The organism is Mesorhizobium temperatum (assembly GCF_002284575.1).
GTDB lineage: Bacteria > Pseudomonadota > Alphaproteobacteria > Rhizobiales > Rhizobiaceae > Mesorhizobium > Mesorhizobium temperatum.
Map to the genome: position 1 here is coordinate 1 of NZ_NPKJ01000059.1, position 21,817 is coordinate 21,817.

The 21,817-nt window shown below is 62.5% G+C and carries 21 protein-coding genes; 6 read left to right on the forward strand and 15 right to left on the reverse strand.

Annotated features, from left to right (window positions below):
* Positions 1 to 119: 119 nt before the first annotated feature.
* From CIT26_RS21360 to CIT26_RS21370, 3 genes are all read right to left on the reverse strand, one after another.
* Positions 120 to 1,196, reverse strand: coding sequence for a M14 family metallopeptidase (locus CIT26_RS21360; RefSeq protein WP_095494416.1), 1,077 nt, complete (start codon positions 1,194 to 1,196; stop codon positions 120 to 122).
* A 201-nt stretch (positions 1,197 to 1,397) separates the two neighbouring features.
* Positions 1,398 to 2,774 (reverse strand): FAD-containing oxidoreductase, encoded by a 1,377-nt coding sequence (locus CIT26_RS21365; RefSeq protein WP_095494417.1) that lies wholly within the window; start codon positions 2,772 to 2,774, stop codon positions 1,398 to 1,400.
* Entirely contained in the window at positions 2,771 to 3,232 is a 462-nt protein-coding gene (locus CIT26_RS21370; protein ID WP_095494418.1) for a DUF4126 domain-containing protein, read from the reverse strand. The genes CIT26_RS21365 and CIT26_RS21370 overlap by 4 nt, the downstream gene beginning before the upstream one ends.
* Before the next feature lie 126 nt (positions 3,233 to 3,358).
* Between CIT26_RS21370 and CIT26_RS21375 the strand changes: the two genes are divergently transcribed.
* Entirely contained in the window at positions 3,359 to 3,916 is a 558-nt protein-coding gene (locus CIT26_RS21375) for a sugar O-acetyltransferase (RefSeq protein WP_095494419.1), read from the forward strand.
* Between the two features lie 46 nt (positions 3,917 to 3,962).
* Here CIT26_RS21375 and CIT26_RS21380 read toward each other — a convergent pair whose 3' ends face one another.
* From CIT26_RS21380 to CIT26_RS21390, 3 genes are all read right to left on the reverse strand, one after another.
* The gene (locus CIT26_RS21380; RefSeq protein ID WP_095494420.1) at positions 3,963 to 4,472 is read right to left on the reverse strand and encodes an RES family NAD+ phosphorylase; all 510 of its coding nucleotides are present in this window, start codon (positions 4,470 to 4,472) and stop codon (positions 3,963 to 3,965) included.
* On the reverse strand, positions 4,469 to 4,942 hold the full coding sequence (gene parS / locus CIT26_RS21385) for a type II RES/Xre toxin-antitoxin system antitoxin (RefSeq protein ID WP_425350366.1): 474 nt from the start codon (positions 4,940 to 4,942) through the stop codon (positions 4,469 to 4,471). Before parS ends, CIT26_RS21380 begins: the two co-directional genes overlap by 4 nt.
* A gap of 374 nt (positions 4,943 to 5,316) precedes the next feature.
* Complete coding sequence (locus CIT26_RS21390) at positions 5,317 to 6,306, reverse strand: helix-turn-helix domain-containing protein (RefSeq protein ID WP_095494433.1); 990 nt, start codon at positions 6,304 to 6,306, stop codon at positions 5,317 to 5,319.
* 129 nt (positions 6,307 to 6,435) lie between these two features.
* Between CIT26_RS21390 and CIT26_RS21395 the strand changes: the two genes are divergently transcribed.
* Entirely contained in the window at positions 6,436 to 7,083 is a 648-nt protein-coding gene (locus CIT26_RS21395; protein ID WP_095494422.1) for a cysteine hydrolase family protein, read from the forward strand.
* 64 nt (positions 7,084 to 7,147) lie between these two features.
* On the opposite strand, the gene CIT26_RS21400 is transcribed toward CIT26_RS21395, so the two are convergent.
* From CIT26_RS21400 to CIT26_RS21440, 9 genes are all read right to left on the reverse strand, one after another.
* The gene (locus CIT26_RS21400; RefSeq protein ID WP_095494423.1) at positions 7,148 to 8,827 is read right to left on the reverse strand and encodes a formate--tetrahydrofolate ligase; all 1,680 of its coding nucleotides are present in this window, start codon (positions 8,825 to 8,827) and stop codon (positions 7,148 to 7,150) included.
* 316 nt (positions 8,828 to 9,143) lie between these two features.
* Positions 9,144 to 9,539 carry an ester cyclase gene (locus CIT26_RS21405; protein WP_095494424.1) on the reverse strand — a complete coding sequence of 132 codons (396 nt, stop codon included), beginning with the start codon at positions 9,537 to 9,539 and terminating at the stop codon, positions 9,144 to 9,146.
* A gap of 162 nt (positions 9,540 to 9,701) precedes the next feature.
* On the reverse strand, positions 9,702 to 10,844 hold the full coding sequence (locus CIT26_RS21410; RefSeq protein ID WP_095494425.1) for a DUF2333 family protein: 1,143 nt from the start codon (positions 10,842 to 10,844) through the stop codon (positions 9,702 to 9,704).
* Between the two features lie 34 nt (positions 10,845 to 10,878).
* Positions 10,879 to 12,183 (reverse strand): DUF6638 family protein, encoded by a 1,305-nt coding sequence (locus tag CIT26_RS21415; RefSeq protein ID WP_095494426.1) that lies wholly within the window; start codon positions 12,181 to 12,183, stop codon positions 10,879 to 10,881.
* A gap of 67 nt (positions 12,184 to 12,250) precedes the next feature.
* Positions 12,251 to 12,661, reverse strand: a complete 411-nt coding sequence (locus CIT26_RS21420; protein WP_095494434.1) for an endonuclease domain-containing protein — start codon at positions 12,659 to 12,661, stop codon at positions 12,251 to 12,253.
* 62 nt (positions 12,662 to 12,723) lie between these two features.
* The gene (locus CIT26_RS21425) at positions 12,724 to 14,634 is read right to left on the reverse strand and encodes an AAA family ATPase (RefSeq protein WP_095494427.1); all 1,911 of its coding nucleotides are present in this window, start codon (positions 14,632 to 14,634) and stop codon (positions 12,724 to 12,726) included.
* A 24-nt stretch (positions 14,635 to 14,658) separates the two neighbouring features.
* Positions 14,659 to 15,804 carry a hypothetical protein gene (locus tag CIT26_RS21430; RefSeq protein ID WP_095494428.1) on the reverse strand — a complete coding sequence of 382 codons (1,146 nt, stop codon included), beginning with the start codon at positions 15,802 to 15,804 and terminating at the stop codon, positions 14,659 to 14,661.
* 35 nt (positions 15,805 to 15,839) lie between these two features.
* Positions 15,840 to 16,928 carry a hypothetical protein gene (locus tag CIT26_RS21435; RefSeq protein WP_095494429.1) on the reverse strand — a complete coding sequence of 363 codons (1,089 nt, stop codon included), beginning with the start codon at positions 16,926 to 16,928 and terminating at the stop codon, positions 15,840 to 15,842.
* Positions 16,929 to 17,280: 352 nt separating this feature from the next.
* Positions 17,281 to 17,886, reverse strand: a complete 606-nt coding sequence (locus tag CIT26_RS21440; RefSeq protein ID WP_095494430.1) for a thymidine kinase — start codon at positions 17,884 to 17,886, stop codon at positions 17,281 to 17,283.
* Between the two features lie 216 nt (positions 17,887 to 18,102).
* On the opposite strand from CIT26_RS21440, the gene CIT26_RS21445 reads away from it, so the two are divergent.
* The 4 genes from CIT26_RS21445 (at position 18,103) to clpS (ending at position 21,710) form a co-directional block, all read left to right on the forward strand.
* Positions 18,103 to 19,050 (forward strand): choline ABC transporter substrate-binding protein, encoded by a 948-nt coding sequence (locus CIT26_RS21445; protein ID WP_095494435.1) that lies wholly within the window; start codon positions 18,103 to 18,105, stop codon positions 19,048 to 19,050.
* Positions 19,051 to 19,204: 154 nt separating this feature from the next.
* Positions 19,205 to 20,059, forward strand: coding sequence for a choline ABC transporter permease subunit (choW, locus tag CIT26_RS21450; protein WP_095494431.1), 855 nt, complete (start codon positions 19,205 to 19,207; stop codon positions 20,057 to 20,059).
* On the forward strand, positions 20,056 to 21,237 hold the full coding sequence (gene choV / locus CIT26_RS21455; protein ID WP_095494432.1) for a choline ABC transporter ATP-binding protein: 1,182 nt from the start codon (positions 20,056 to 20,058) through the stop codon (positions 21,235 to 21,237). Before choW ends, choV begins: the two co-directional genes overlap by 4 nt.
* Before the next feature lie 167 nt (positions 21,238 to 21,404).
* Positions 21,405 to 21,710, forward strand: a complete 306-nt coding sequence (clpS, locus tag CIT26_RS21460) for an ATP-dependent Clp protease adapter ClpS (protein ID WP_029349886.1) — start codon at positions 21,405 to 21,407, stop codon at positions 21,708 to 21,710.
* Positions 21,711 to 21,817 lie beyond the last annotated feature (107 nt).

Consider the following 21,817-nt stretch of genomic DNA (forward strand, 5'->3'; position numbering starts at 1 on the left):
CGCGTGAACCGCTTCGACGCAAAACGGAAGCGGACAAATGATGTGCTACCAAAACCGGACAACTTGAAAAGCTACCGACACTGGATTCAATGGAGGGCATGGAGAAGGGCATGAGCCCCTCAATCCTCCAGCGTTCCCGACCTTGCATCGGCGCTCTTCCTGTCGCCGACCAGCTTCAGCAGATCTTCGCCGGCACGGATGATGCGCCGGGAACGCCGTGTCAGGATGATGCCCGCCTGCGGCGCGAACACTTGCGTGCGGCCGTCGGCTTCACCCGGCGCATGAACGATGGTGGCGAGCAGTGCGCCTTTTGCCACACGGTCGCCGGGCTTCACGTTATAGAGGACCGCGCCCGCCCGCGGCGCCGGCATCATGTCGATGTTTTCGAGCGGTGCAACGACACCGGTGAAAGAATTGGGCCCGGTGAAGCTGCCGGGCGTGGACAGGGCCTGGTCCAGGACCACGCCGCGGCCCACCAGCAGCCGATAGAGCCCTTCGGCATCGGGGCCGGCCAGAGCGCCGTCGACATCGAGCATGCCGCGATACTCGACCGTGGTGGCGACGCGCCGGTCGAACCGGGCCACATCGGCAGGGAGGTTCAGATACGGTGTGATCGAGGCGCCTTCGAAGGTGCCGTCGGTGTCCTCATTCCACAGGATCACCATGTCTACGCCCATGGCCGCCGCACAATCCGCCATGGCAGGCCATAGGCTGGCATGGACATAGAGGTAGGCGAGGCCGTCGTCGTCGCAGTGCAGGTCGAGCACGATGTCGTGGCCGATCGACAGCTGCAGCAGCCGCGTCTTCAGCCGCTGGTCGGCCGTGCCAAACGTGGCGTCCGGCAAGCGCGTCGTGTCCGGCGCGGCCAGCAGCGGAAAGCCGCGGTTGAAGTTGGTGCGGGTGCCCAAATGAAAACGGCCCTGAAGCTCGCCGAAATGATACTGGGCGCGGCCGATCGGATTGGCTTGCGGCACGATGGTGATATTGCCCTTGACGCGGCCTTCCGCTTCGGCCTTTTCGAGCATCGGCATCAGCGCGTCGATGGCGACGACGCCCGGCAGTTCGCCGGCATGCAGTGCCGCCTGCAGATAGGCCGAAGGCGCCGTGCTGTCCGCACCCTCGAAGCGGAGCACTGGGAATTCGTAGGAAACGCCCTCGCTGTCGCCGGCAATGCGCTCGATCGATTTCTGCTTGATACGACTCCTGGAAAGAGGCCGAACACATGCCCTTTCGCCGATACGCTGTCGATTGGTCCAGTCTGCTGCGCTATGGGCGCAACTATTGCGCGGGGTGCGTCACCAGCAGCTGGCGGTCCAACGTCTGCGACATCACCGCCACGGCGACCGCCAGCGGCGCCAAAGCCGCGCCGTTGTGCGCTTGCCGCTTGCGGTCGTAGCCTATGCCAGTGGCTTCAACTCCTGGGCGATGGTGGGCAGAAGTTCCGAGACGTTGGGGTGGATGTGCATGGCCCGCGCGAGCGTGCTGACCGGCGCCTTGGCGTACATCAGATCGAGTACGCAGTGTATCGCCTCGTCGCCGCCGGGGCCGAGCACCGAACAGCCGAGGATTTCCTTGGTGTCGGCGTCGACCAGGATCTTCATGAACCCTTGCGTCTCGCCTTTTTCGACAGCGCGGCCGACGCGGGTCATCGGCCGCTGGCCGACCAGCGCGCGACGGCCGGACTTTCTTACCGCTGTCTCCGTCATGCCGCAGCGGCCGAGCGGCGGGTCGGTATAGAGCGCATAGGCCTCGACGCGGTCGCTCACCTTGCGCGGATCGTTGTCGAGCAGATTGGCGGCGACGATCTCGTAATCGTTGTAGGAGGTGTGGGTGAAGGCGCCCTTGCCGTTGCAGTCGCCCATCGCCCAGATGCCGGGCACGCTGGTACGCAGCTGATCGTCGACGACGATGAAGCCGCGTTTGTCGACCTCGACGCCGGCCTTGTCGAGGCCGAGATCGTCGGTGTTGGGTGTCCGGCCCACTGCCAGTAGCACATGTGAGCCGACCGCCGGCGCCTTGCCAGCGGAGAAGGACACGGCAATGTCGCTGCCCTGCCTGGCGAAGCTGATGTCCCCGGCGCCGAGATGGACCGTGATGTCTTCGTTTTCGAAGATGGACAGAATGGCGGCCGAGACGTCCTCGTCCTCGCGGCCGATCAGCCGCGGGCTCTTTTCGATCACCGTGACCTCCGAACCGAAACGGCGGAACATCTGCGCGAACTCGAGCGAGACGTAGCTGCCGCCGACGACGACGAGATGGCGCGGCAGCACATCGAGATCCATCATCGATGAATTGGTCAGGAACGAAATGTCGTTGATGCCTGGCAGGTCGGGCACCGAGGCACGGCCGCCGGTGTTGAGGAATATCTTCTCGGCACTCAATAGGTCGTCGCCGACGCGCACGGTATTGGCCGACTCGAAGCGCGCATGGCCGCGATAAAGCGTGCATTTGTCCATGCCGGCAATCCAGCTTTCGAGGTTGCCGCGAGCGTCGTTCGACACCTTGTCTTTGCGCGCCTTGATCGCCTTGTAGTTGACGCCGACCGGACCGGAGAGCGTCACGCCGTAGTCGGCGGCGCGGCGGGCAAGATGCGCGGCATAGGCGCTGGCCACCATGGCCTTGGTCGGCATGCAGCCGGTGTTGACGCAGGTGCCGCCGACCAGTTTTCGCTCGATCAGCGCCACGCTCATGCCAGCTGCCGTCAGCCGGCCGGCGAGCGACGGGCCGGCCTGTCCGGCGCCGATGATGATGGTGTCGAATGTCTTTGCCGTCATGCCACGGCCGCCACGATCAGGAGGCCACCGGTGATTGCCACCGCGTCCTCGATGAAGGCAGCGGGCTGGTCCTTGCCGAAAGCGATCGCCAGGCGTTTGCGCAACTCGGCGCCGCCCAGCGTGCCGATCACCGCACCGATGGCGCCGGCGATCAGGCCGCCGAGGGTGGCGCCGCCGGTCGCGCCGATCACCGCACCGGTGAAGGCGCCCACGGCGATGCGCGCGCCGAACTGCTGCGGCACTTTGCGGCTCGGCGTCGACGGCAGCTGGTCGGTGACCAGCTCGGCGATGGCCAGAATGGTGAAGATGCCCACGGCGATCCCGTGGCCCATGAAACCAGCCCAGGTTCCGGCGACCGGCAGCCAGCCGAGCCAGGCGCCCCAGGCGACGGCGGCGGGCGCGGTCATGGTGCGAAGGCCGGCAACGACGCCGATCAGAAGTGCAAGACCATACAGCATGATCGATCCCCTCGTTTGTATGGCTCAGGACAGCCCTGCCAAGGCAGGCTAGCATAGGCGCGGCGTTTGACTAGAGGTCGTAGCAGCGCTGTGCGTTGGAACGATCTTGAGACAGGAGGCACCGCCATGGCCGGAAGCGAACGCACAAAAATGGCGGCGGGCGAGTGGTATACTTGCCTCGACCCGGAGCTGGAGGCACTGCGGGTCATGGCGCACGACGCGGTGTTCGAGCATAATTCGCTGCCGCCCCGGCAACGCGGCGACATCGGACCGGCGCTGAAGTCGCTGCTCGGCGCTGTGGGCGAGGGCGCCCGGATCGAAGCGCCGTTCCATTGCGCCTACGGCTTCAATCTCTTTCTCGGCGACGGTGGTTTCCTCAATGCCGGCTGCACCATTCTCGATACGGCGCCAGTCCGCATCGGCAAGGGAACGCTGCTCGGCCCCAATGTGCAGATCTACTGCGCCGAGCATCACAAGGAGGCAGCGGGGCGACAGGAAGGCCTGGAGATCGCCAAGCCGGTCGAGATCGGCGACAATGCCTGGATCGGCGGCAGTGCGATCATCCTCGGCGGGACCAGGATCGGCGACGGCGCCATCGTCGGAGCGGGTGTTGTGGTGACGCGCGACGTGGCGGCAAACACCACGGTCGTCGGCAACCCGGCGCGGCCGGTCAGGCGCGGCTGAGCATCCTTTGCTCCGCTGAATCAGCGAAGCGGCGAGATAAGCACGGTCACTTAGTAGGGGGCGGATGCAATCGCGTATCGAGCGCAAAGGCCTCCTGGACCTTCACGGCATAGGCGCCCTTCGCGACGCTCGCGTCGAAGATCAGATTCCAGCTATTCTGGGATACTGCGCTCGGAATCACCACAAACCGGTGCCGTTTGAGAAGATCGTCGCCGAATGCCTGTTGCCCAGAGCTCGGGATGCCCGGACGCAGCCAGTTAAGGTTCGGAACGGCGGCAGGGTCGACGATATGCACATCCGTGACATCGCTGATTATCGCCGCCGTCATCACATGCGCGATCGTGTCGAGCGCCTTAAAACCTTTATGGACCGCAACTTCGAGAATCGCAGTCGAAGGATCGATTGAGCAGTAGACTGAGCGCACGCCCCTGCTGTTCCATCGTCCGCCGACCCTGTATGCGCCCTCGCCACTGTCCCATGTAGGCGCGAACGCGGCCTGATCGAGACGCCAGCCAATGAGGTCGGAGCCGCCAAGCGCCGCCGGCAGCGGCGTCATGCATAAACGCCGTATTCAAGCCGCTCGAGATAGTCTTCCACAAGCTCGACACCCGCCGGAGTTGCCAGAAGATCGATGGGACGACGCTGGTCGAGCCCGATCGCCGGGCGCTCGAGCCATTGCTCGGCTTCCGCCTGTGAACCGAACACGTCAGTCGCTTTCGACAGGATCTCGGCGAATTTCCAGGTTCGTCCGCTCTGATCCTGGCTGAGAGGCTTGGAAGGAGCATCCTTCCGACGCTGGTAGGTGCGCAAGCTCATGCCGACGGCCTTCTCAAGCGAATCAGTCTTCTGGATGAAGACGAGCTGACCAATGAGATGGTCCAGCGCCGAGCCCGGCAGGCCGTGCACAAGCAGCTCATGGGCGTCCAACGCACTCCGGAGGTGTCGCGATAGAATGCGGGTGCCGCCCAGCAATCTGGCCACCTTCTGCAGTTCATTGTTTTTTGCTGCTGGTGCAGCCTTTTCCAATCCTATCGTCATGGCTCGCCTCCTCGCGCCATCTGTCGCTTTTATATATGACAGATGACGCAAATGTTTTCAAGAACGGGCAGGATCAAGCGCGGGGCAATCGCTTCAAGAGAAAAAATAGCCTACAACTCAGGCTTGATGGCAATTTGACGTTGGCGCCGCCCTCATCTGCGTGCCGGCATCTTCACCCCGTACAGTGACGGGGAGAAGGGGCCGGCCGCACCTCCGCACCCTTTCTGCAACGTTGGTGATTGGTGAAATCTTTTGCGAAGGCGTCTTTCTCCTCGTCACTATACGGGGAGAAATGCCCGGCAGGGCAATGAGGGGCAGCGCAAACCTGAGCGATTGTCCTGGGATCGAGCGACAGTCGAATCTCACCTCGGCGCCTGCGCCACGCGCTCGTCCTGAGCGTTCTTCGAGAATTCGCGCCGGTACTGCGCGGGCGTGGTTCTGAGCCGCGCCGAAAAATGCTGGCGCAGCGAGGTGGCGCTGCCGAACCCGGCCTCGAAGGCAACCGTGTCCATTGATTTTTCCGTTGCTTCCAGCAGCCGCTGCGCCAGCGCGACGCGCTGATCGGTCAGCCAGTCGCCGAAGCTGGTGCCGATCGATTTTTGAAAGCGGCGCGTGAATGTCCGGCGGGTGAGGCCGGCGGCATCGGCGACACTGTCCAGACTGTGCGTCTCGCCCAGCGTCTTGCGCACCGCGTCGAGAGCCTGTGTGAAGCGGTCGGCATTGCCGGTCCTGGCGATGGGGCGTTCTATGAACTGCGCCTGCCCGCCCTGCCGATGGGGAGAAAGGACGATCTGCCGGGCGAGGCGCAGCGCCGCTTCGGCCCCGCAGCGGGCCCGCACGATGTGCAGGCAGCAGTCGAGCCCGGCGGCGACACCGGCCGAAGTCACGACATCGCCATTGTCGATGTAGAGCACCTCCGGCTCGACGAGAATGTCGGGATAGAGTGCCTGCAGCTGATCCGTGTAGGCCCAGTGCGTCGCGGCTCGCCGGCCCGAAAGCAGTCCGGTCGCCGCAACAGCGAACGTTCCCAAGCACAGTCCGACAATCAGCGCGCCGCGCCGGTGCGCGCGACGCAGCGCCTCGTTCAGTGCCGCTGGCGGTGGGACTTCGAGATTCTTCCAGCTAGGCACGATGACGATGTCGGCGCCATCGAGCGCGGAAAGCCCGTGGGGGACGCTGATGGTCAGCCCCGCATCGGTGCGGATCGGCCCGTTCTCAATCGCGCAGACGCGGAAGTCGAAGCGCGGCAGGCCGAGCGCTGTGCGATCCTCTGCGAATACAAGGCACGGCACGGAAAGGTGGAACGGACTGATGCCATCGAAGGCGATGGCGGCAACGATCGGATCGGCCATGATGAGCACCAATGAGGGTTAGATCTGGATTGTCCCAATTCTTTCTAATAATGTCAATCGGGACACTTTTGCGGGCCGATGCCGAGCCTATCCTCGACCCATCAATGTCAAACGGGAAAGGAAAACCCCATGTCGGAATCAGCCAACGGCAAAGCGCCACGCCGTGCCCTCATCGTCGTCGACGTTCAGAACGACTATGACGGTGGCAACCTCGCCATCAAGCACCCGCCCTTCCGCGACAGTGTCGCCAATGTGGCGCGCGCCATGGACGCGGCGGCCGAGGCGGGCGTTAAGGTGGTGGTCATCAAGCAGTTGGCGCCGGAAACGTCACCGGTGTTCGCCAAGGGCAGCCATGGCGCAGAATTGCATCCCGAGATATCAAGGCGAAGCCGTGACCACTACATAGAAAAGACCTTGCCAAGCGCCTTCACCGGTACCGACCTCGAGGAGTGGCTGCGCGCCAACGCTATCGATACGATTACGGTCATCGGCTACATGACGCATAATTGCGATTTGTCGACGGTCATCCACGCCGTCCATATGGGCTTTGCGGTCGAGTTCCTGTCGGATGCAACGGGGTCATTGCCCTATGCCAACAGCGCCGGCTACGCCTCGGCCGAGGACATCCATCGCGTGGTGACTGTTGTCCTGCAGTCGCGCTTTGCGGCCGTTCTCAAGACCGCCGAATGGATTGACTGTCTGAAGACCGGTACGCTGCCCGAACGCGACACGATCTTTGCATCCAACCAGCGCGCGCTGGCGCGGAGCGCCGCTTAGAAAATTGTCGCGGAGAAGCAAAGAGGGCGCCGCAGCGATGCGTCGCCCTCTGTCGTGTCCGGTCTCAGAACAGACCTTCGATCTGGCCCATCTCGTTCAGGAAGATCTTTTCCGAAGACGGCGCCTTGGGCAGGCCGGGCATGGTCATGACCTCACCGCAGATGACGACGATGAAGCCGGCGCCGGCAGACAGCCTGACCTCGCGCACCGGCACGGTGTGGCCAGTGGGCGCGCCGCGCAGGTTCGGGTCGGTCGAGAACGAATATTGCGTCTTGGCCATGCAGACCGGCAGGTTGCCGTAGCCGGCGTGCTCCCAGGCGTGGAGTTGGTCGCGCACCGACTTGTCGGCGATCGCTTCGGAACCGCGATAGATGCGCTGGACGATGGTGTTGATCTTCTCGAACAGCGGCATGGCGTCGGGATAGAGCGGCGCAAATTGCGACACGCCGGATTCGGCAAGCGCCACCACCCTGCTGGCGAGTTCCTCGATGCCGGCCGACCCCTTGGCCCAGTGCTTGCACAGGACCGCCTCTTCGCCCATCGAGGCGACATAGTCCTTCATCGCCTGGATCTCGGCGTCGGTGTCGGAATAGAAATGATTGATGGCGACCACCGCCGGCACACCGAACTGCCTGATATTCTCGACGTGACGGCCGAGATTGGCGCAGCCCTTCTTGACCGCCTCGACATTCTCCTTGCCGAGGTCTTCCTTCTTGACGCCGCCGTTCATCTTCATCGCCCGCACGGTGGCGACGATGACCGCCGCCGCCGGCTTCAGGCCGGCCTTACGGCACTTGATGTCGAAGAATTTTTCGGCACCGAGATCGGCGCCGAAACCGGCTTCGGTGACGACATAGTCGGCGAGCTTCAGCGCCGTCGTAGTGGCGACGACCGAGTTGCAGCCATGCGCGATGTTGGCGAAGGGGCCGCCATGGACGAAAGCCGGATTGTTCTCCAGCGTCTGCACCAGGTTGGGCTGCATGGCGTCCTTCAAAAGCACGGCCATGGCGCCGTCGGCCTTGAGGTCGCGGGCGTAGACGGCCGACTTGTCGCGGCGATAGGCGACGATGATGTCGCCGAGGCGCTTTTCCAGGTCCTTCAGGTCGGTGGCAAGGCACAGGATCGCCATGACTTCCGAGGCGACGGTGATGTCGAAGCCGCCCTCGCGCGGAAAGCCGTTGGCGACGCCGCCGAGCGAGCAGATCATCTCGCGCAGTGCGCGGTCGTTCATGTCCATGACGCGGCGCCAGACGACGCGGCGGATGTCGATGCCGAGCTCGTTGCCCCAGTAGATGTGGTTGTCGATCAGCGCCGAAAGCAGATTATGCGCCGTGGTAATGGCATGGAAATCGCCGGTGAAGTGGAGGTTCATGTCCTCCATCGGCACGACCTGCGCATAGCCGCCGCCGGCGGCACCGCCCTTGACGCCGAAATTCGGCCCGAGCGAGGCCTCGCGGATACAGACGATCGCCTTCTTGCCGATGCGGTTGAGACCGTCGCCGAGGCCCACCGTCGTCGTCGTCTTGCCTTCGCCGGCCGGCGTCGGGTTGATGGCGGTAACGAGGATCAGCTTGCCGTCCTTGTTTGCCTTCACCGACTTGATGAACTCGGCCGAGATCTTCGCCTTGTCGTGGCCGTAAGGCAAAAGGTGCTCGCTTGGAATCCCGATCTTCTGGCCGATCTCCTGGATCTGCTTCTTGTCGGCGGCGCGCGCGATCTCGATGTCGGACTTCACTTCGGCCATGGCGGCTTTCCTCTGGATTGGACGGTGGAGGGGACGGGTGTGATCAGTGTGGTCGCAAGCCTGTTCGAAACAGCCTGGCACTGCAGGCGAGGGCACGTTCTAACCCTGTCGCTGCCGTGGCGTCAACTTTCATGCAACTATGTTTCCTCTAGAGAAAGACGGCTCTGTTTCCCGGTCGACCTGTCCCGGATCTTCGCGCCCGGTTGTCGCGCCGTATAGAAGCCAGAGCACGCGCCGTCCTGCCGTCTCAAAACAGCCGCGGAATGCACGGAATGCGACAGGGTTCGAGCGCCGGTCGGCGCTTCGAGCGGTCGCGCTAGAATGCGCCGATCTGGTGCATCAGCCCCAAGCCGTCAAGCTGGCCGAAATGTTCGACCACGATGCCGTTCTCGACGCGATCAATGTTAATTACACCAACCGAGACGCAATTTCCGCTCGGTTCGACGCCATGGAAGATGCCGGTGTGCGTGCCCTGAAAGCGGCCGCGCGTGACCACCTTGTCGGCTTCGCTGACATAGTCGTCGATGACGTGATGTCCGTCCGGGAATCCGACAAAGAACTCGGTCAGCGATTTTCGCCAGTCATCGAAGCCGATCGGATTGGCGCTGGCGAGATGAACGGCGAGATCTGGAGAGACCAGACTGGCCAGTTTATCCCAGTCTTGCGTGTCGATCGTGGCATAGAAAGTTCGAGCAACTTCCCGGATATCCATCTCGTGTCCTCGCTGGCTGCCACCCAGCGGTTGAACGACGACGAGGCAGTCAGGTTCCGCTCTCCCGTGATATGCGGCCGAACTATTGCCTCGGCACTTTGCTGATCTCGATCAGGGACAGCGGTGATTTCAAGCCAAGACCTCTTTCACCATTCGCTTCCTTCACCGATCCAGGACAGACCTGACCTCGACGAGGTTCGATCGCACCCTAAGCACATAAAAACCCATCGTGGTGAGGTGGGTGGGCATGATCCAGCCGTCCTCGCGGCCGTTGGAGATTATCAAAGGCTGGATGGCGAGCGCTGCCTTGAGCTGGCCTTCCACGCTGTTCCACAGTGGTGTGAGGCCGCGATTGTCGAGGATCTGCTGGAAGTCGTGATGCGCCGCCGTCAGGATGCCGTAATACCCATAGAGCTGGCCGTAGGCGAACCAGAAGCGGTCGTCAGCGCGCGTGTCGAACCAGCCGCTGTTGAAGTTCTGCGAACGGTCGCGGATCATGTCGGACGTCGAGCCTATGTCACTCGCGATCCGGTCGACGAACTGCAGCAGATTGTCGGCGCGCGCGTTGAAGACGACTTCGCATTTCATCAGCCGGTCGTTGAAGGCGCGAAGGCTGTTCGCCGCCGTGCGATAGAAACTCGGCGTCGGGGTTTTCGGACCAAAGGGCCGGAAGCCGAAATACCAGGTTTCCTCGTCGAAGGTGATGGCGCCGCGCGCATCCTGCAGGTTCTGGTCGATCTGGCTGGTGCCGCGAACGCGGCCCAGTGTGTCGACAAGCTCGACAGCGGTGCGCCGGATGGCCTGATTGACGCCGCGCTGGAAGGAGGCCTTGTTGTCGAGAAACGGCGTGCGGTCCCAGTCCATGCCGAAGAACCCGAGCTTGTAGAGTATCATCGACGAGATCCAGGCGTTCTCGTTGACGTTGAAATCGATGAGATCGGCCGCGACCTGGACAATGGCCGAGTTGGTGCAGGTCTTGACTTCTCCCTCGACGCCAGCGGTTTCCCCGGTGGCAGAAGGAGCGGGCTGCGGCGGGGCGGTTCCGGCCGGCTGCGTGAAATTATATGCCTGCGCATACGCGGGATTGAAATTGCTCCAGACCTGCGTGTTCCAGATGAAGTAGCCGTAGAGGCCGACCAGCATGAGCAGAGCGAGGCCGAGCACCGCCTTCAGGATCCAGCCGCGCTGCGTGTACCAGCGCCCAACCCACATGAACGGCCACAGGATCACGCCGATGGCGAAGCCGATACCGCGGCCGATCCACTGGAAAATCCGTGTGAAGAAATTCACGATCGGATCAAGCATGGCGATGTCACCCCCTCGTCAGTCAGCCGGTCATTCAATCGGTAAGGCCGTAGAGGCGTGTGCGAAACGCCACCTTGTCTTTCAGATATGTGGTTTTCAGAACGTCCACAACATGCGATCGCCAGGCGTCGCTGAAGCCGTCATAGTCCCTGTAGAAACCCGGTTTGTTGAACACGTAGCGCGAGACGAAGTCCTGCGGCACGAAATCCGAGATCAGCTGGTTGGTCAGCCAGGCGTCGGGATGGCCGGGCTTGGCCCGGATCGCCAGGAAACGCTGCTGCGGGAACACGTCATCGATCTTGAGATAGCCGAGGTGAGCGATCTCGCGCTTGGCGGCGTTGAGAAAGGGAAAATTACCGTCCCTGGTGATCAGGTCGGCATGGCCGTGGATCCAAGTCTGCAGCCAGACCTTGTCGACGTCGGTCAGGTTGCGGTCGGGCTCGGCGTCGCGGATCAGCGCGCGCACCACCATCTCGGCGCGATGTTCGAGATAGCCTGATGTTTCGATCCATGAGGCACGCGGCAGTTCGATACGGCCGGTCGCGGCGAGGAACTTGAACACCCTGTCGGCATCGTTGATCGAGAGGTAGCTCACTTGCCACGGCCGCGAGCGGCGGAAGCCGGGTGCTGCCGGGTCGCTGATCACCGTCGTCATATCGGGGTCGATGAACACATAGAGCCCGCCGAAATGGCTGGTCCAATAGGCGCTGTGGCGAAAGATCACCTGATCCGGCACCAGCGCGTTCTCGCGGATGTCGCCGCAGATCTTGGCCAGCTCCACCATGCGGTTGAGCATGGCGCTGTCGCGCCAGGCGTCCGGCTCCTGCTTCAGCCGGTCGACGAGTTTGCCGAGTTCGGCGGCCTTGCCGAGCACGTCCTCCGCCGACAGCACCTTGAACTCGACCTGGTTGATCGACAGCAGATCCTCGATGTCGTCGACCTTGGGGACCGAATCCTCGATCTCGCCGTAGATGACATCCTTGATGGTCAGCGCGTCGATGGCGCGCTGGTTCGTCGACATGAACTCGAACATCAGTTGCGACGTGTTGGAAAAGGCGGTGTGGACCACCGGCAGGTCGATCTGCGACGGGGTCAGGATGATGAAACGGCGGTTGATCTTGTTGGGATCGAGGTAGTTATAGTCGCCGCATTCCTCGGCCACCTGCGGCGAGAAGCCGGTGCGATCGATCTCGAAGCTTTTCAGCTTCGTCGGCTTCAGGCCGAAGGCGACCAAAGCCTTGTTGTAGCGCTGGATGAGATGCGGCTCGTCGATGGTCAGCAGCCGGCCATAGATCAGCTCGTTCTCGCGCAAAAGGTCGGATTTCCTGGCGGGGCTCATTCTTCCTTCTCCCCGTTTACGGGGAGAAGGTGCCCGAAGGGCGGATGAGGGGCGGCGCAGACGCTCATCATCTTTCCTCTGAAGTTGCTGACGGCAGAAATTTCGCGTCGACAGCGATCATTTTTTTATCCAGTCGACCGTCCAGGACCGCTACGATCGTATCCAACACGCTTTTGCGACTCGCTAGGACATCAGCGTGCCACACCCGCAGCACCGACCAGCCGTTCCGGTTCATCGTTTCGTCCCTGTACCGATCCTGAGATCGATTTGCGTGCTGGCTTCCATCAACTTCCACAACCAGATTGGCTTCACGGCAGGCGAAGTCTGCAAAATATGGACCGATTGGCAGTTGACGAACAAATTTATGGCCATTCAATCTCCGTCCACGCAGTTCGCTCCAGAGTTTTTCCTCGGCGTCGTTTTCAACTTTCCGAAGTTGCCGGGCCTTTGATACTTTCGGTTCGTTTCCACCACGCATTGCGCTGCCCCTCATCCGCCCTTCGGGCACCTTCTCCCCGTGAACGGGGAGAAGGAAGAACCTCACGCATTCCACAGGCCCTTCTTCTTCAACTCCTCGATCTCGCGGACCGCGCGGTCGCGCAGGCGGGTGTCGCGGATCATCTTGGTCACCGCCGCGTCGTCGGACTTGTCGGAGTAGCGGAACTCCGAGTCGGCGTAGCGGTTGACCTCCTGCATGACCATGTCCATCGAGAACGGGCCGCGCAGTTTCTCGATCATCGCCTTCTTGTCGTCGTAGCTCTTGTGCATGAAGACTTCAGGCTTCTCGAACCACTCGTCCGGCAGCTCGATGTCCATGGCGCGCATCTTGATCGCATCGGTGACGTTCTTGATTGCGCGGCCGGTGAAGCGCGGCTCGGCCTCCTTGATCATGTGCAGATAGGTGCCGATGTCGGCCATCGACTTCGGTGCGCCGTTCTCCTTCATGTAGCGCTCATAGACCTTCATCAGCCCGTCCTCCCTGGGCTTCTCATGCCCTTCGTAGGCTTCCATCACTGCGCGCTGGATCTCCTGGGCGGCGTAGAGCTTGTGGTCGCCGAGCGGGATCTTGTGGTTCTTGCCGGCGAGCAGCACGAAGATGTCGATGTAGTCGTCGCGCGTTTGGGGCCCATCGACCAGCCAGCGGGCGCCAGCGCGCTGGCGCAGCGCGTCGTCGACGTTTTCGGGATAGTTGGAGAACATGCCGAAGGAGCAGTTGCCGCGCACCACGGTGGCCGCACCCCCGAACGCGTCCATCAGGACGCCGGTGATTTCCTGCTGGCCGGCCGAGGCGCGATCGTCGGAGCGGCGCGCCGCCACCTGATCGATATCGTCGATGGTGCCGAAGCCGATGACGCGCGGGTTCAGCACATTGTTGATGAACTGGCGGCAGTTCTGGCCCGACTTGCCCTGATAGGAGGAGATCTGGTCGACGCCGAAATTCTCGTAGGCGAAGGGATAGCCGGCGACCTGGCAGTAACCGTTGACGAGACCGGCGATCATCTGGATCAGCGTCGTCTTGCCGGTACCGGGCGCGCCGTCGCCGATGAAGGTGAACAGGAAGCCGCCGAGTTCGACGAACGGGTTCAGCTCGCGCTCGAAATCGTAAGCCATCAGCATCTTGGCGAGCTTCACCGACTGGTACTTGGCGATGTGGTTGCCGACAACCTCTTCCGGCTTCTTGAAGGTCATCACCAGCGGCTTCGACCGCTTGCCCGGTGCGACGTCGAAGCCGTCGAGGGTGAAGTCGTCGACGTCGATGCGGATATGCGCGTTCTCGAACGGACCGATGCCGTCGAAGCGGCCCTTTCGCGCCAAAAGCCCGTCAATGGCGACACGGGCGAAGGCGCGCGCCCGGGTCATCAGGTCGGCGTCGTCCTTCGCGCCTGATATCGCCCTGTCGAGACCGGCAACAATTGACTTCACCGCATCCTGCGGCGTGTCGAACAAGAAGTCCGGCTCGGGCGTATCGTTCGGCGCCTCGCCGTCGCTGTCGATCAACTGGAACAAATAGGAGGCGAGGCTGAACGCCGAAATATAGGCCGAAGCCGACAGCAGCTTCTTGAAGGTGGCAGCCTCGTCGCCTTCGAGCGGCGCGCGGGCGTTTTTCGCCTTCAAGCTCTCGAGATCTGAGCCTTCGGCGAAGACATCAGCGATGGCCAGCGCGATCGCCAGCCCGCGCCGGGTGCGATAAAGCAGCATGTGCTGTGCAATGCTCAGCAACTGGTCGTCGGGATGGACGGCGGCGACGGTCTTGGAAAGCTCGACCTCGCGGGTGCGGCGCACCGAGCCGACCGAGACGGTCGAGACGAAGCGGCGGTTGGTGCCGGCCAGCGCGGTTCCGGAGGAACTAGACGGGTCCTCCAGCACGACGACGCGGGTAATGAAGCTCTGCGCCGTGGCGCGGTGCTTTTCGATTGCCGCTTCCGAAATCGTGGTCAGGCCGGTGTCCATGAAGGATGCTCCGTGGTTTGACGGTCAGACGTCACTGATGACCTGTCCTTTGGACAGGATGTGGACCTTGTAGCCGGAAAAGATCTTCTGCGCCTCGCCGGCGGCGTAGAGCGCCTGGTAGGCCTCATGCGGGATCAGCGCGTGCTTCTCGTAACTCGATACGCCTTGGCGCGCGGCCTCCAGATCGTTTGTGTCGATGAAGAATTCCTGCGTCGCCTTCTCGCTTGAGAAAAGGCCTTTGCGACCTGGCTTCTCGGCCTTGGAATAGACCTCCTGGATGGTCCAGGTCAGCAGCCAGGCGTTTTCCGGCTTGCGCACCTTGGCCAGCACTTCGCTCACCGTCGAATTGTTGTCGGTAATCCCGGCCGAATAAAAGGGCCCGAGCACGACGCGGCGCAGTTGCTTGGGGTGGAGCGGCTCGAAATCCTTGTCGAGGTTGACGGCGATCGTCGCCGGCGACAGCGTGTAGGCGGAATTCTTCTCGGTGAAGTCGTCGAAGCGGTGGGCAAGCTCGGGATTGAGCAGCCCTTCGACGGGAAGCGGGATGTCGACCTTGTCGTTGAGCTTGCCGTTGCGGTCGACAAGCTGCCCGATCATATCTTCGGAGGAATCCTCGACCGTCACCATGTAGACCAGCGGCAGGTTGGCGCTGCCGTCGAAGGCGGCCCAATGGACGAGGTAGTAAGGCCGTCCGGTCTTCGGATTGACCGAGACTTTTGCCGTCTGCGCCAAGGTGAACGGCCCGAAGGTCGTCTCGCTCCTGACGCCCTCCAGATATAGCCGCTCGGCCATCGACTTCTGCAGCGCCTCGGGGAATTCCTTGTGGCGCAGGATGAAGTCGGCCATTTCCTCGCGCAACTCGTCGGCCAGCGGTATGTTGGCGAGACGCGTATCGGCCTGGCGGCGATCGTTTTCCAGTTCGAGCACGTTCTGGAAGACTGGAAAGCCGCTTTCGGCGCGCGAAATGCGGAACGTCTCCATGAAACCCAGCCGGTTGCGCCAGCAGGAAAAGGAGTTGTCGAGCCGCGCAATATATTCGGCGACGATCTTGGCGACGATGCCGTGCCGGTAGAGCGGCGAGCGATCGTCGCGCATGAACACTTCGAGGCCGCTGAGTGCCGCCGTGATCGCCGAGAAATAACGCGTTGCCGCTTCGTTTTCGGGGGTCATGCAGCCAGCCCTTTGGAGCGATGCGGGTGCAGCAATTACGACTGCACGTAGTTTGCCGCATTGTGTTTCTTCAGCACGTCGTCGAAGCGGCGGGCAAAGGCATCGTCGGCCAGCTTCTTGCGGCGCTGGATGTCGGCGGTCGCTACCATGTTCTTCTCGTGCATTTCGAGGAGATCGCCGATGTGCTTCTGCGAGGCCGCGCCGATGCCGGCCATGGTCTCCTCGGCGGTGTTGTCGACCTGGCTGCCCAGCGTGTTGATCTTGTGGGCGACGTCCTGCTGGGCGGCGGTCTTCAGCGAGTCTTCCAGCGCCTTGTAGAGGACGATGCGCTGCTCGGTATCGATGGTTAGCTTGTTGATCAGCGTCGACTGCGCCGCGATCTGGTTGTTGAGCGAATCGACGAAGGTCTGGAACATCGAGGTGTAGCGCTCCAGCGTCTGGCTTTCGGCCAGCAGTTCCTGCTCCTTGGCCTGCTTCTCGTTGTACTCCGTGGCCAGTTTCGAACGTTCGCCTTCAAGCTCGGTGCGCTCCTTCTGGCTGGTCGAGGCGGCGATCTTGTTCTCGATGTCGAGCAGCATCGGATTGAGCTCCTCGATGCGCTTCTGCACAGTCTCCAGACTGGACATGGTTGCCTTGCGGCGCTCGATCACCTGCGACAGGCTGGCCTCGGAGGTCTTGTAACGCTGGTCGAGGATCTGCTTCTGCGCCTTGAGGATGCCGACGATGGTGTCGGATTTCGCCAGAAGCTCCTGCAGATTGCCGGCCAGCGACATGTTGCGGACGCGGTCGGTGCGCATGCGTTGCTTGCTCTGGTCGGAAAATATGCCGACGAAGCTTTCCCAGCCGGTGTAGTTCTTCATGCTCTCGAATTCGGCGCCGAAGACGTTGGTGGCGTCTTCCAGCCCGATGATCAGGTCGGCGATGTTGCCTTCCATCACCTTCTGCTGCTTCAGCACATCCTCGATGCGGGCGTTCTCGAGGTCGAAATTGGCGTCGCCGATCTTCTTGTCGGTCTTGGCGAGCGTGTCGAGCACCGTGCCGGACTGCTCGATTTTGGTGCGCATGTCCTGCACGACCTGCTTGGTCTTGGCAATTTCGGCATCGAAATTCTGCAATGTCGCCATAGGGGCCTCCCGCTTCGGCATCTGTTTCGTGTCGCGAACCGCCGCGAATATATGTGTGGCATGGGGGGAAGGGAAGGCGGAAGATTAGCAGCCTGATAAAGGATGGCGCCGAAAGCCGACACAAAAAACCCGCCTCGGCGGCGGGTCGTCGGCACAATCAGCACCGTGGCCAAACTACTAGCATAACTGCCGTCACAAAGCAACGAATAGCTCACCGATCGCGGTTCTTCTTGCCGCGGTCTTTCCCCTCCTCCTCGCACCGCTCCATGCGCACGCAACGCGGAATAGCGCTGGTCAGGCTTGATGCATGTCGCCCAAGACTGAAGCGCGTCGCGTGAAGACGCGACGCGCTTTAGGTGAAGCCGATGAAATCGTCGGGCGCGGCGCGGCCCATTTCTTCTTCCCAGTGGCGGCGGCAGAGCGAAACATAGACATCCTTGCCGATCGCCACCTGTTCGCCCTGTCTCGCCACCTTGCCGTCAGCGCCGAGGCGCACGACCATCGTCGCCTTGCGGCCGCAGCGGCAGATGGTGCGCACCTCGCGCAGATCGTCTGAGATCGCCAGAAGCGCGCGCGAGCCGGAAAACAGCTTGCCCTGGAAATCGGTGCGCAGGCCGTAGCACATCACCGGGATGTTCAGCCGGTCGGCGATGCGGGCGAGCTGCCACGCCTGCTCCTCCTCGAGGAACTGCGCCTCGTCGACGAAGACGCAATGCACCGTCGTGTGGTCGTGATGCTCGGCGACCCGGGCGAACAGATCGTCGCCGTCGCGGAACATTTCGGCTTCCGTCTCCAGGCCGATGCGCGACGAGATCAGCCCGGTATCGCCCTTGCGGTAGTGGCCAGCGACGAACAGCATCGTCGTCATGCCGCGCTCGCGGTAATTGTACGAGGCCTGCAGCAGCATCGTCGTCTTGCCGGCATTCATCGTCGCATAGTGGAAGTACAGCTTGGCCATGCCGCCCTTTTAAGCCGAGTTGTCTCGGCGCGGGGAGGGGCGTCCTGACATTTCACCAGAAAAGCGGCGAACGTGTCGCTGATCGGCCAGCCCGCGCCGTTGGTCGCGATTGTCTTATCGCTTGAAACCGCACCAGAATGGTGTTTGGCTGACGAAACAAGGCGGAGACAAAACCGCAACTTCGCTCGCCGATAGATCACAATGGGAGAATACATGATGTCGCGTATGAAACTATTCGCCGCCGGCTTCGGTCTGGCGGCATTTCTTTCCGCGGGCGGCGCACTCGCCGCCGAGCCGGAAAGCTGCAAGCCGGTGCGTTTTGCCGATGTCGGCTGGACCGACATCACCGCAACCACCGCTACCGCCAGCGTCATCCTCGAAGCGCTCGGCTACGAGCCCGACGTGCAGGTTCTGTCGGTTCCGGTCACCTACACCTCGCTGAAGAACAAGGACGTCGACGTCTTCCTCGGCAATTGGATGCCGACCATGGAAGCCGACATAAAGCCCTATCTCGAAGACAAGTCGGTCGAGACGGTCGTGACCAACCTCGAAGGCGCAAAGTATACGCTCGCCGTGCCGCAGCACACCTATGACGCCGGTCTCAAGGATTTCGCGGATATCGCCAAGTTCAAGGACAAGCTCGACAACAAGATTTACGGCATCGAAGCCGGCAATGACGGCAACCGCCTGATCCTCGACATGATCGCTTCCGACAAGTTCGGCCTGAAGGATTTCGAGCTCGTCGAAAGCTCGGAGGCCGGCATGCTGTCGGCGGTGCAGAAGGCGGCCGCATCGGGCGAAGACGTGGTCTTCCTCGGCTGGGAGCCGCATCCGATGAACGCCAACATCAAGATGGCCTATCTGTCGGGCGGCGACGAGGTGTTCGGCCCGAATTTCGGCGGCGCGACCGTCGCCACCAATGTCCGGGCCGGCTATACCACCGAATGCCCGAACGTCGGCGCGCTGCTCAAGAACATGGTGTTCTCGCTCAAGATGGAAAACGAGATCATGGGTGCGATCCTCAATGACGGCGCCGACCCGAAGGCCGCGGCTACCGAATGGCTCAAGGCCAATCCGGACGCGATGACGCCATGGCTCGCCGGTGTGACGACCTTCGACGGCGGCGATGCCGCGGCCGCCGTGAAAACCGCGCTGGGTTCGTAGCAGACTTACACCTCCCCCTGCTGGGAGGGTCGGCGCGGCACGCGCCGCGGTGGGGGTGGTGCAGAACGGAGCATAACCGTGACCACCCCACTCCGCTGCGCGGTTCGACCCACCCGTCAGCGGGAGGGTGAAGAAGAATGAGGGGACATTTGCCATGGATCCGGTTTCTCAACTGATTTCGAGCTTCAAGATCCCGATCGGGCGGTGGGGCAAGACCTTCTTCGACTTTCTGACCACCAATTTCGAGTGGTTTTTCGACAGTATCGCCGACGGGCTCACCGTCGTTCTCGACGGGCTGGTCGACCTTTTGCTGCTCGTCCCGCCGGTTCTCCTGGTTGCCGCCATAGCCGGGCTTGCCTGGTACCTGCAGAAATCATGGAAGCTGGCGCTTGCCGTCGCGCTCGGCCTCCTGTTCATCGTCAACCAGGATCTCTGGCAGGAAACCGTCGAGACGCTGGTGCTGGTCGTGGGCGCCGCTGCGGCCTCCATGGCCATCGGCGTGCCGATCGGCATCTGGGCGGCGCATAACGAGCGTGGCTACCGCTATCTCCAGCCAATCCTCGACCTTATGCAGACCATGCCGACCTTCGTCTACCTGATCCCGGTGCTCATTCTCTTCGGCCTCGGCATCGCTCCCGGCCTCATCGTCACCGTTATCTTCGCCGCTCCCGCGCCGATCCGCCTGACGCATCTCGGCATCACCTCGGTGCCGAAACCGATGATCGAGGCCGGCGAAGCCTTCGGCGCGACAAAACGCCAGCTCCTGTGGAAGGTAGAGCTGCCGGCGGCGCTGCCGACCATCATGGCGGGGCTGACGCAGTGCATCATGCTTTGCCTCTCTATGGTCGTGATCGCTGCGCTCATCGGCGCCAACGGCCTCGGCAAGCCGGTGGTGCGCGCGCTGAACTCGGTCAACATCCCGCTCGGGCTCGAAGCCGGCCTCGCCATCGTCGTGCTCGCCATCATCCTCGACCGCATCAGCCGCATCGGCACGGGAGCCGCCAAATGAGCGCTGCGGTCGATTTCAAGAATGTCGACATCGTCTTCGGCGCGGCGCGCAAGGAAGCGCTGGCGCTCGTAGACAGGGGCGCGACGCGTCAGGAAATCCTGGAGAAGACCGGCGCCGTGCTCGGCTGCGCCGGCGCCAATTTGACCGTCAACGAGGGCGAGATTTCCGTCCTGATGGGCCTCTCCGGCTCCGGCAAATCGACGCTGCTCCGCGCCGTCAACTTGCTCAACGTGCCGGCGCGCGGCAACGTCATGGTCAAGGACGGCGACCGCATGATCGATGTCGCGGCCTGCGACGCCGCCACGCTGCGCCACATCCGACAGACGCGGGTCGCCATGGTGTTCCAGCAGTTCGGCCTTCTGCCCTGGCGCACCGTCGCGGAAAATGTCGGCTTCGGCCTAGAGCTTTCCGGCGTGCCCGAAGCCGAGCGCAAGGCGCGCGTCGAGCGCCAGTTGAAGCTCGTCGGCCTCGACCAGTGGGCGTCGAAATACGCCCACGAGCTTTCCGGCGGCATGCAGCAGCGCGTCGGGCTGGCGCGTGCGTTTGCCACCGAAGCGCCGATCCTGCTGATGGACGAGCCGTTCTCGGCGCTCGACCCGCTGATCCGGACCAAGCTGCAGGACGAATTGCTGCAGCTTCAGGCCGAGCTGAAGAAGACCATCATCTTCGTCAGCCACGATCTCGAGGAGGCGCTGAAGATCGGCAGCCACATCACCATCATGGAAGGCGGGCGCATCGTGCAGACCGGCGCGCCGGAAGACATCGTGCTGCGTCCCGCCAATGACTATGTCCGCGACTTCATCGCCAATGTGAATCCGCTCTCGGTGCTGACCGCCTGGAACGTGATGCGCGACCGCCGCGACCTCGACCACGGCGAGGACGGCTGGGTGTGGCTCGACCGCCGCAAGACGACGCGTTTCAAGATCGACGAGCACGGGCTGGTGGCGGCGGCCGAGCGCGACGGCAAGCCGGCGTTCTGGGTGTCGTGCGCCGATGTCGAGGCGCAGCCGGAGGAGACGACGCAGGTATTCTGGGCCAATCCCGGCACCTCGCTGAAGACGGTGATGCTGGCCATGCACCGCTCGCAGACCGCACCGGTGGCGCTGTTCGACGACCGGTCGCGCTTCGTCGGCGCCATCGGCGTCAGGGACGTGCTGAGTGCGGTGTTGAGAAGGTAGTGCCTTCTCATCGGAGGAAGGTCGACTCTAAGCCGCCAGCGGCAATCTCAGACTTGTGAACGGCCGCGCCCGCCGGGAGGGCGGTTTGTGCGCGGCTCAAAATGGACGCCCGCTTTTGCCTATGTCAGAATAAACGCGAAATTTTTTGCGCGCAGTTGCCGGTTCCGATGCCTGAGATCGTCACCAAACCCCGCACCAAAACGAAGCCGCAAATCGAACGGCCGAAGCTCTACAAGGTCATTCTCCTCAATGACGATTTCACGCCGCGCGAGTTCGTGGTGACGGTGCTCAAGGGCGAATTCAAGCTGAGCGAAGACCAGGCGCGGCGGGTGATGATCACCGCCCACCAGCGCGGCGTCTGCGTCGTCGCAGTCTTCACCAGGGATGTCGCCGAGACCAAGGCGACGCGGGCGACCGATGCCGGTAAGGCGAAGGGCTATCCGCTGATGTTCACGACGGAACCGGAGGAGTAGAGCCCGCTTTTCCCTTCTCCCCTTGTGGGCTAGCGTGCGCACATATTTGCTTCGAGTGGTTTAGTTTGGATTTGCAAGAGCGAAGCCCTCGGCGATGGCGTGGAAGC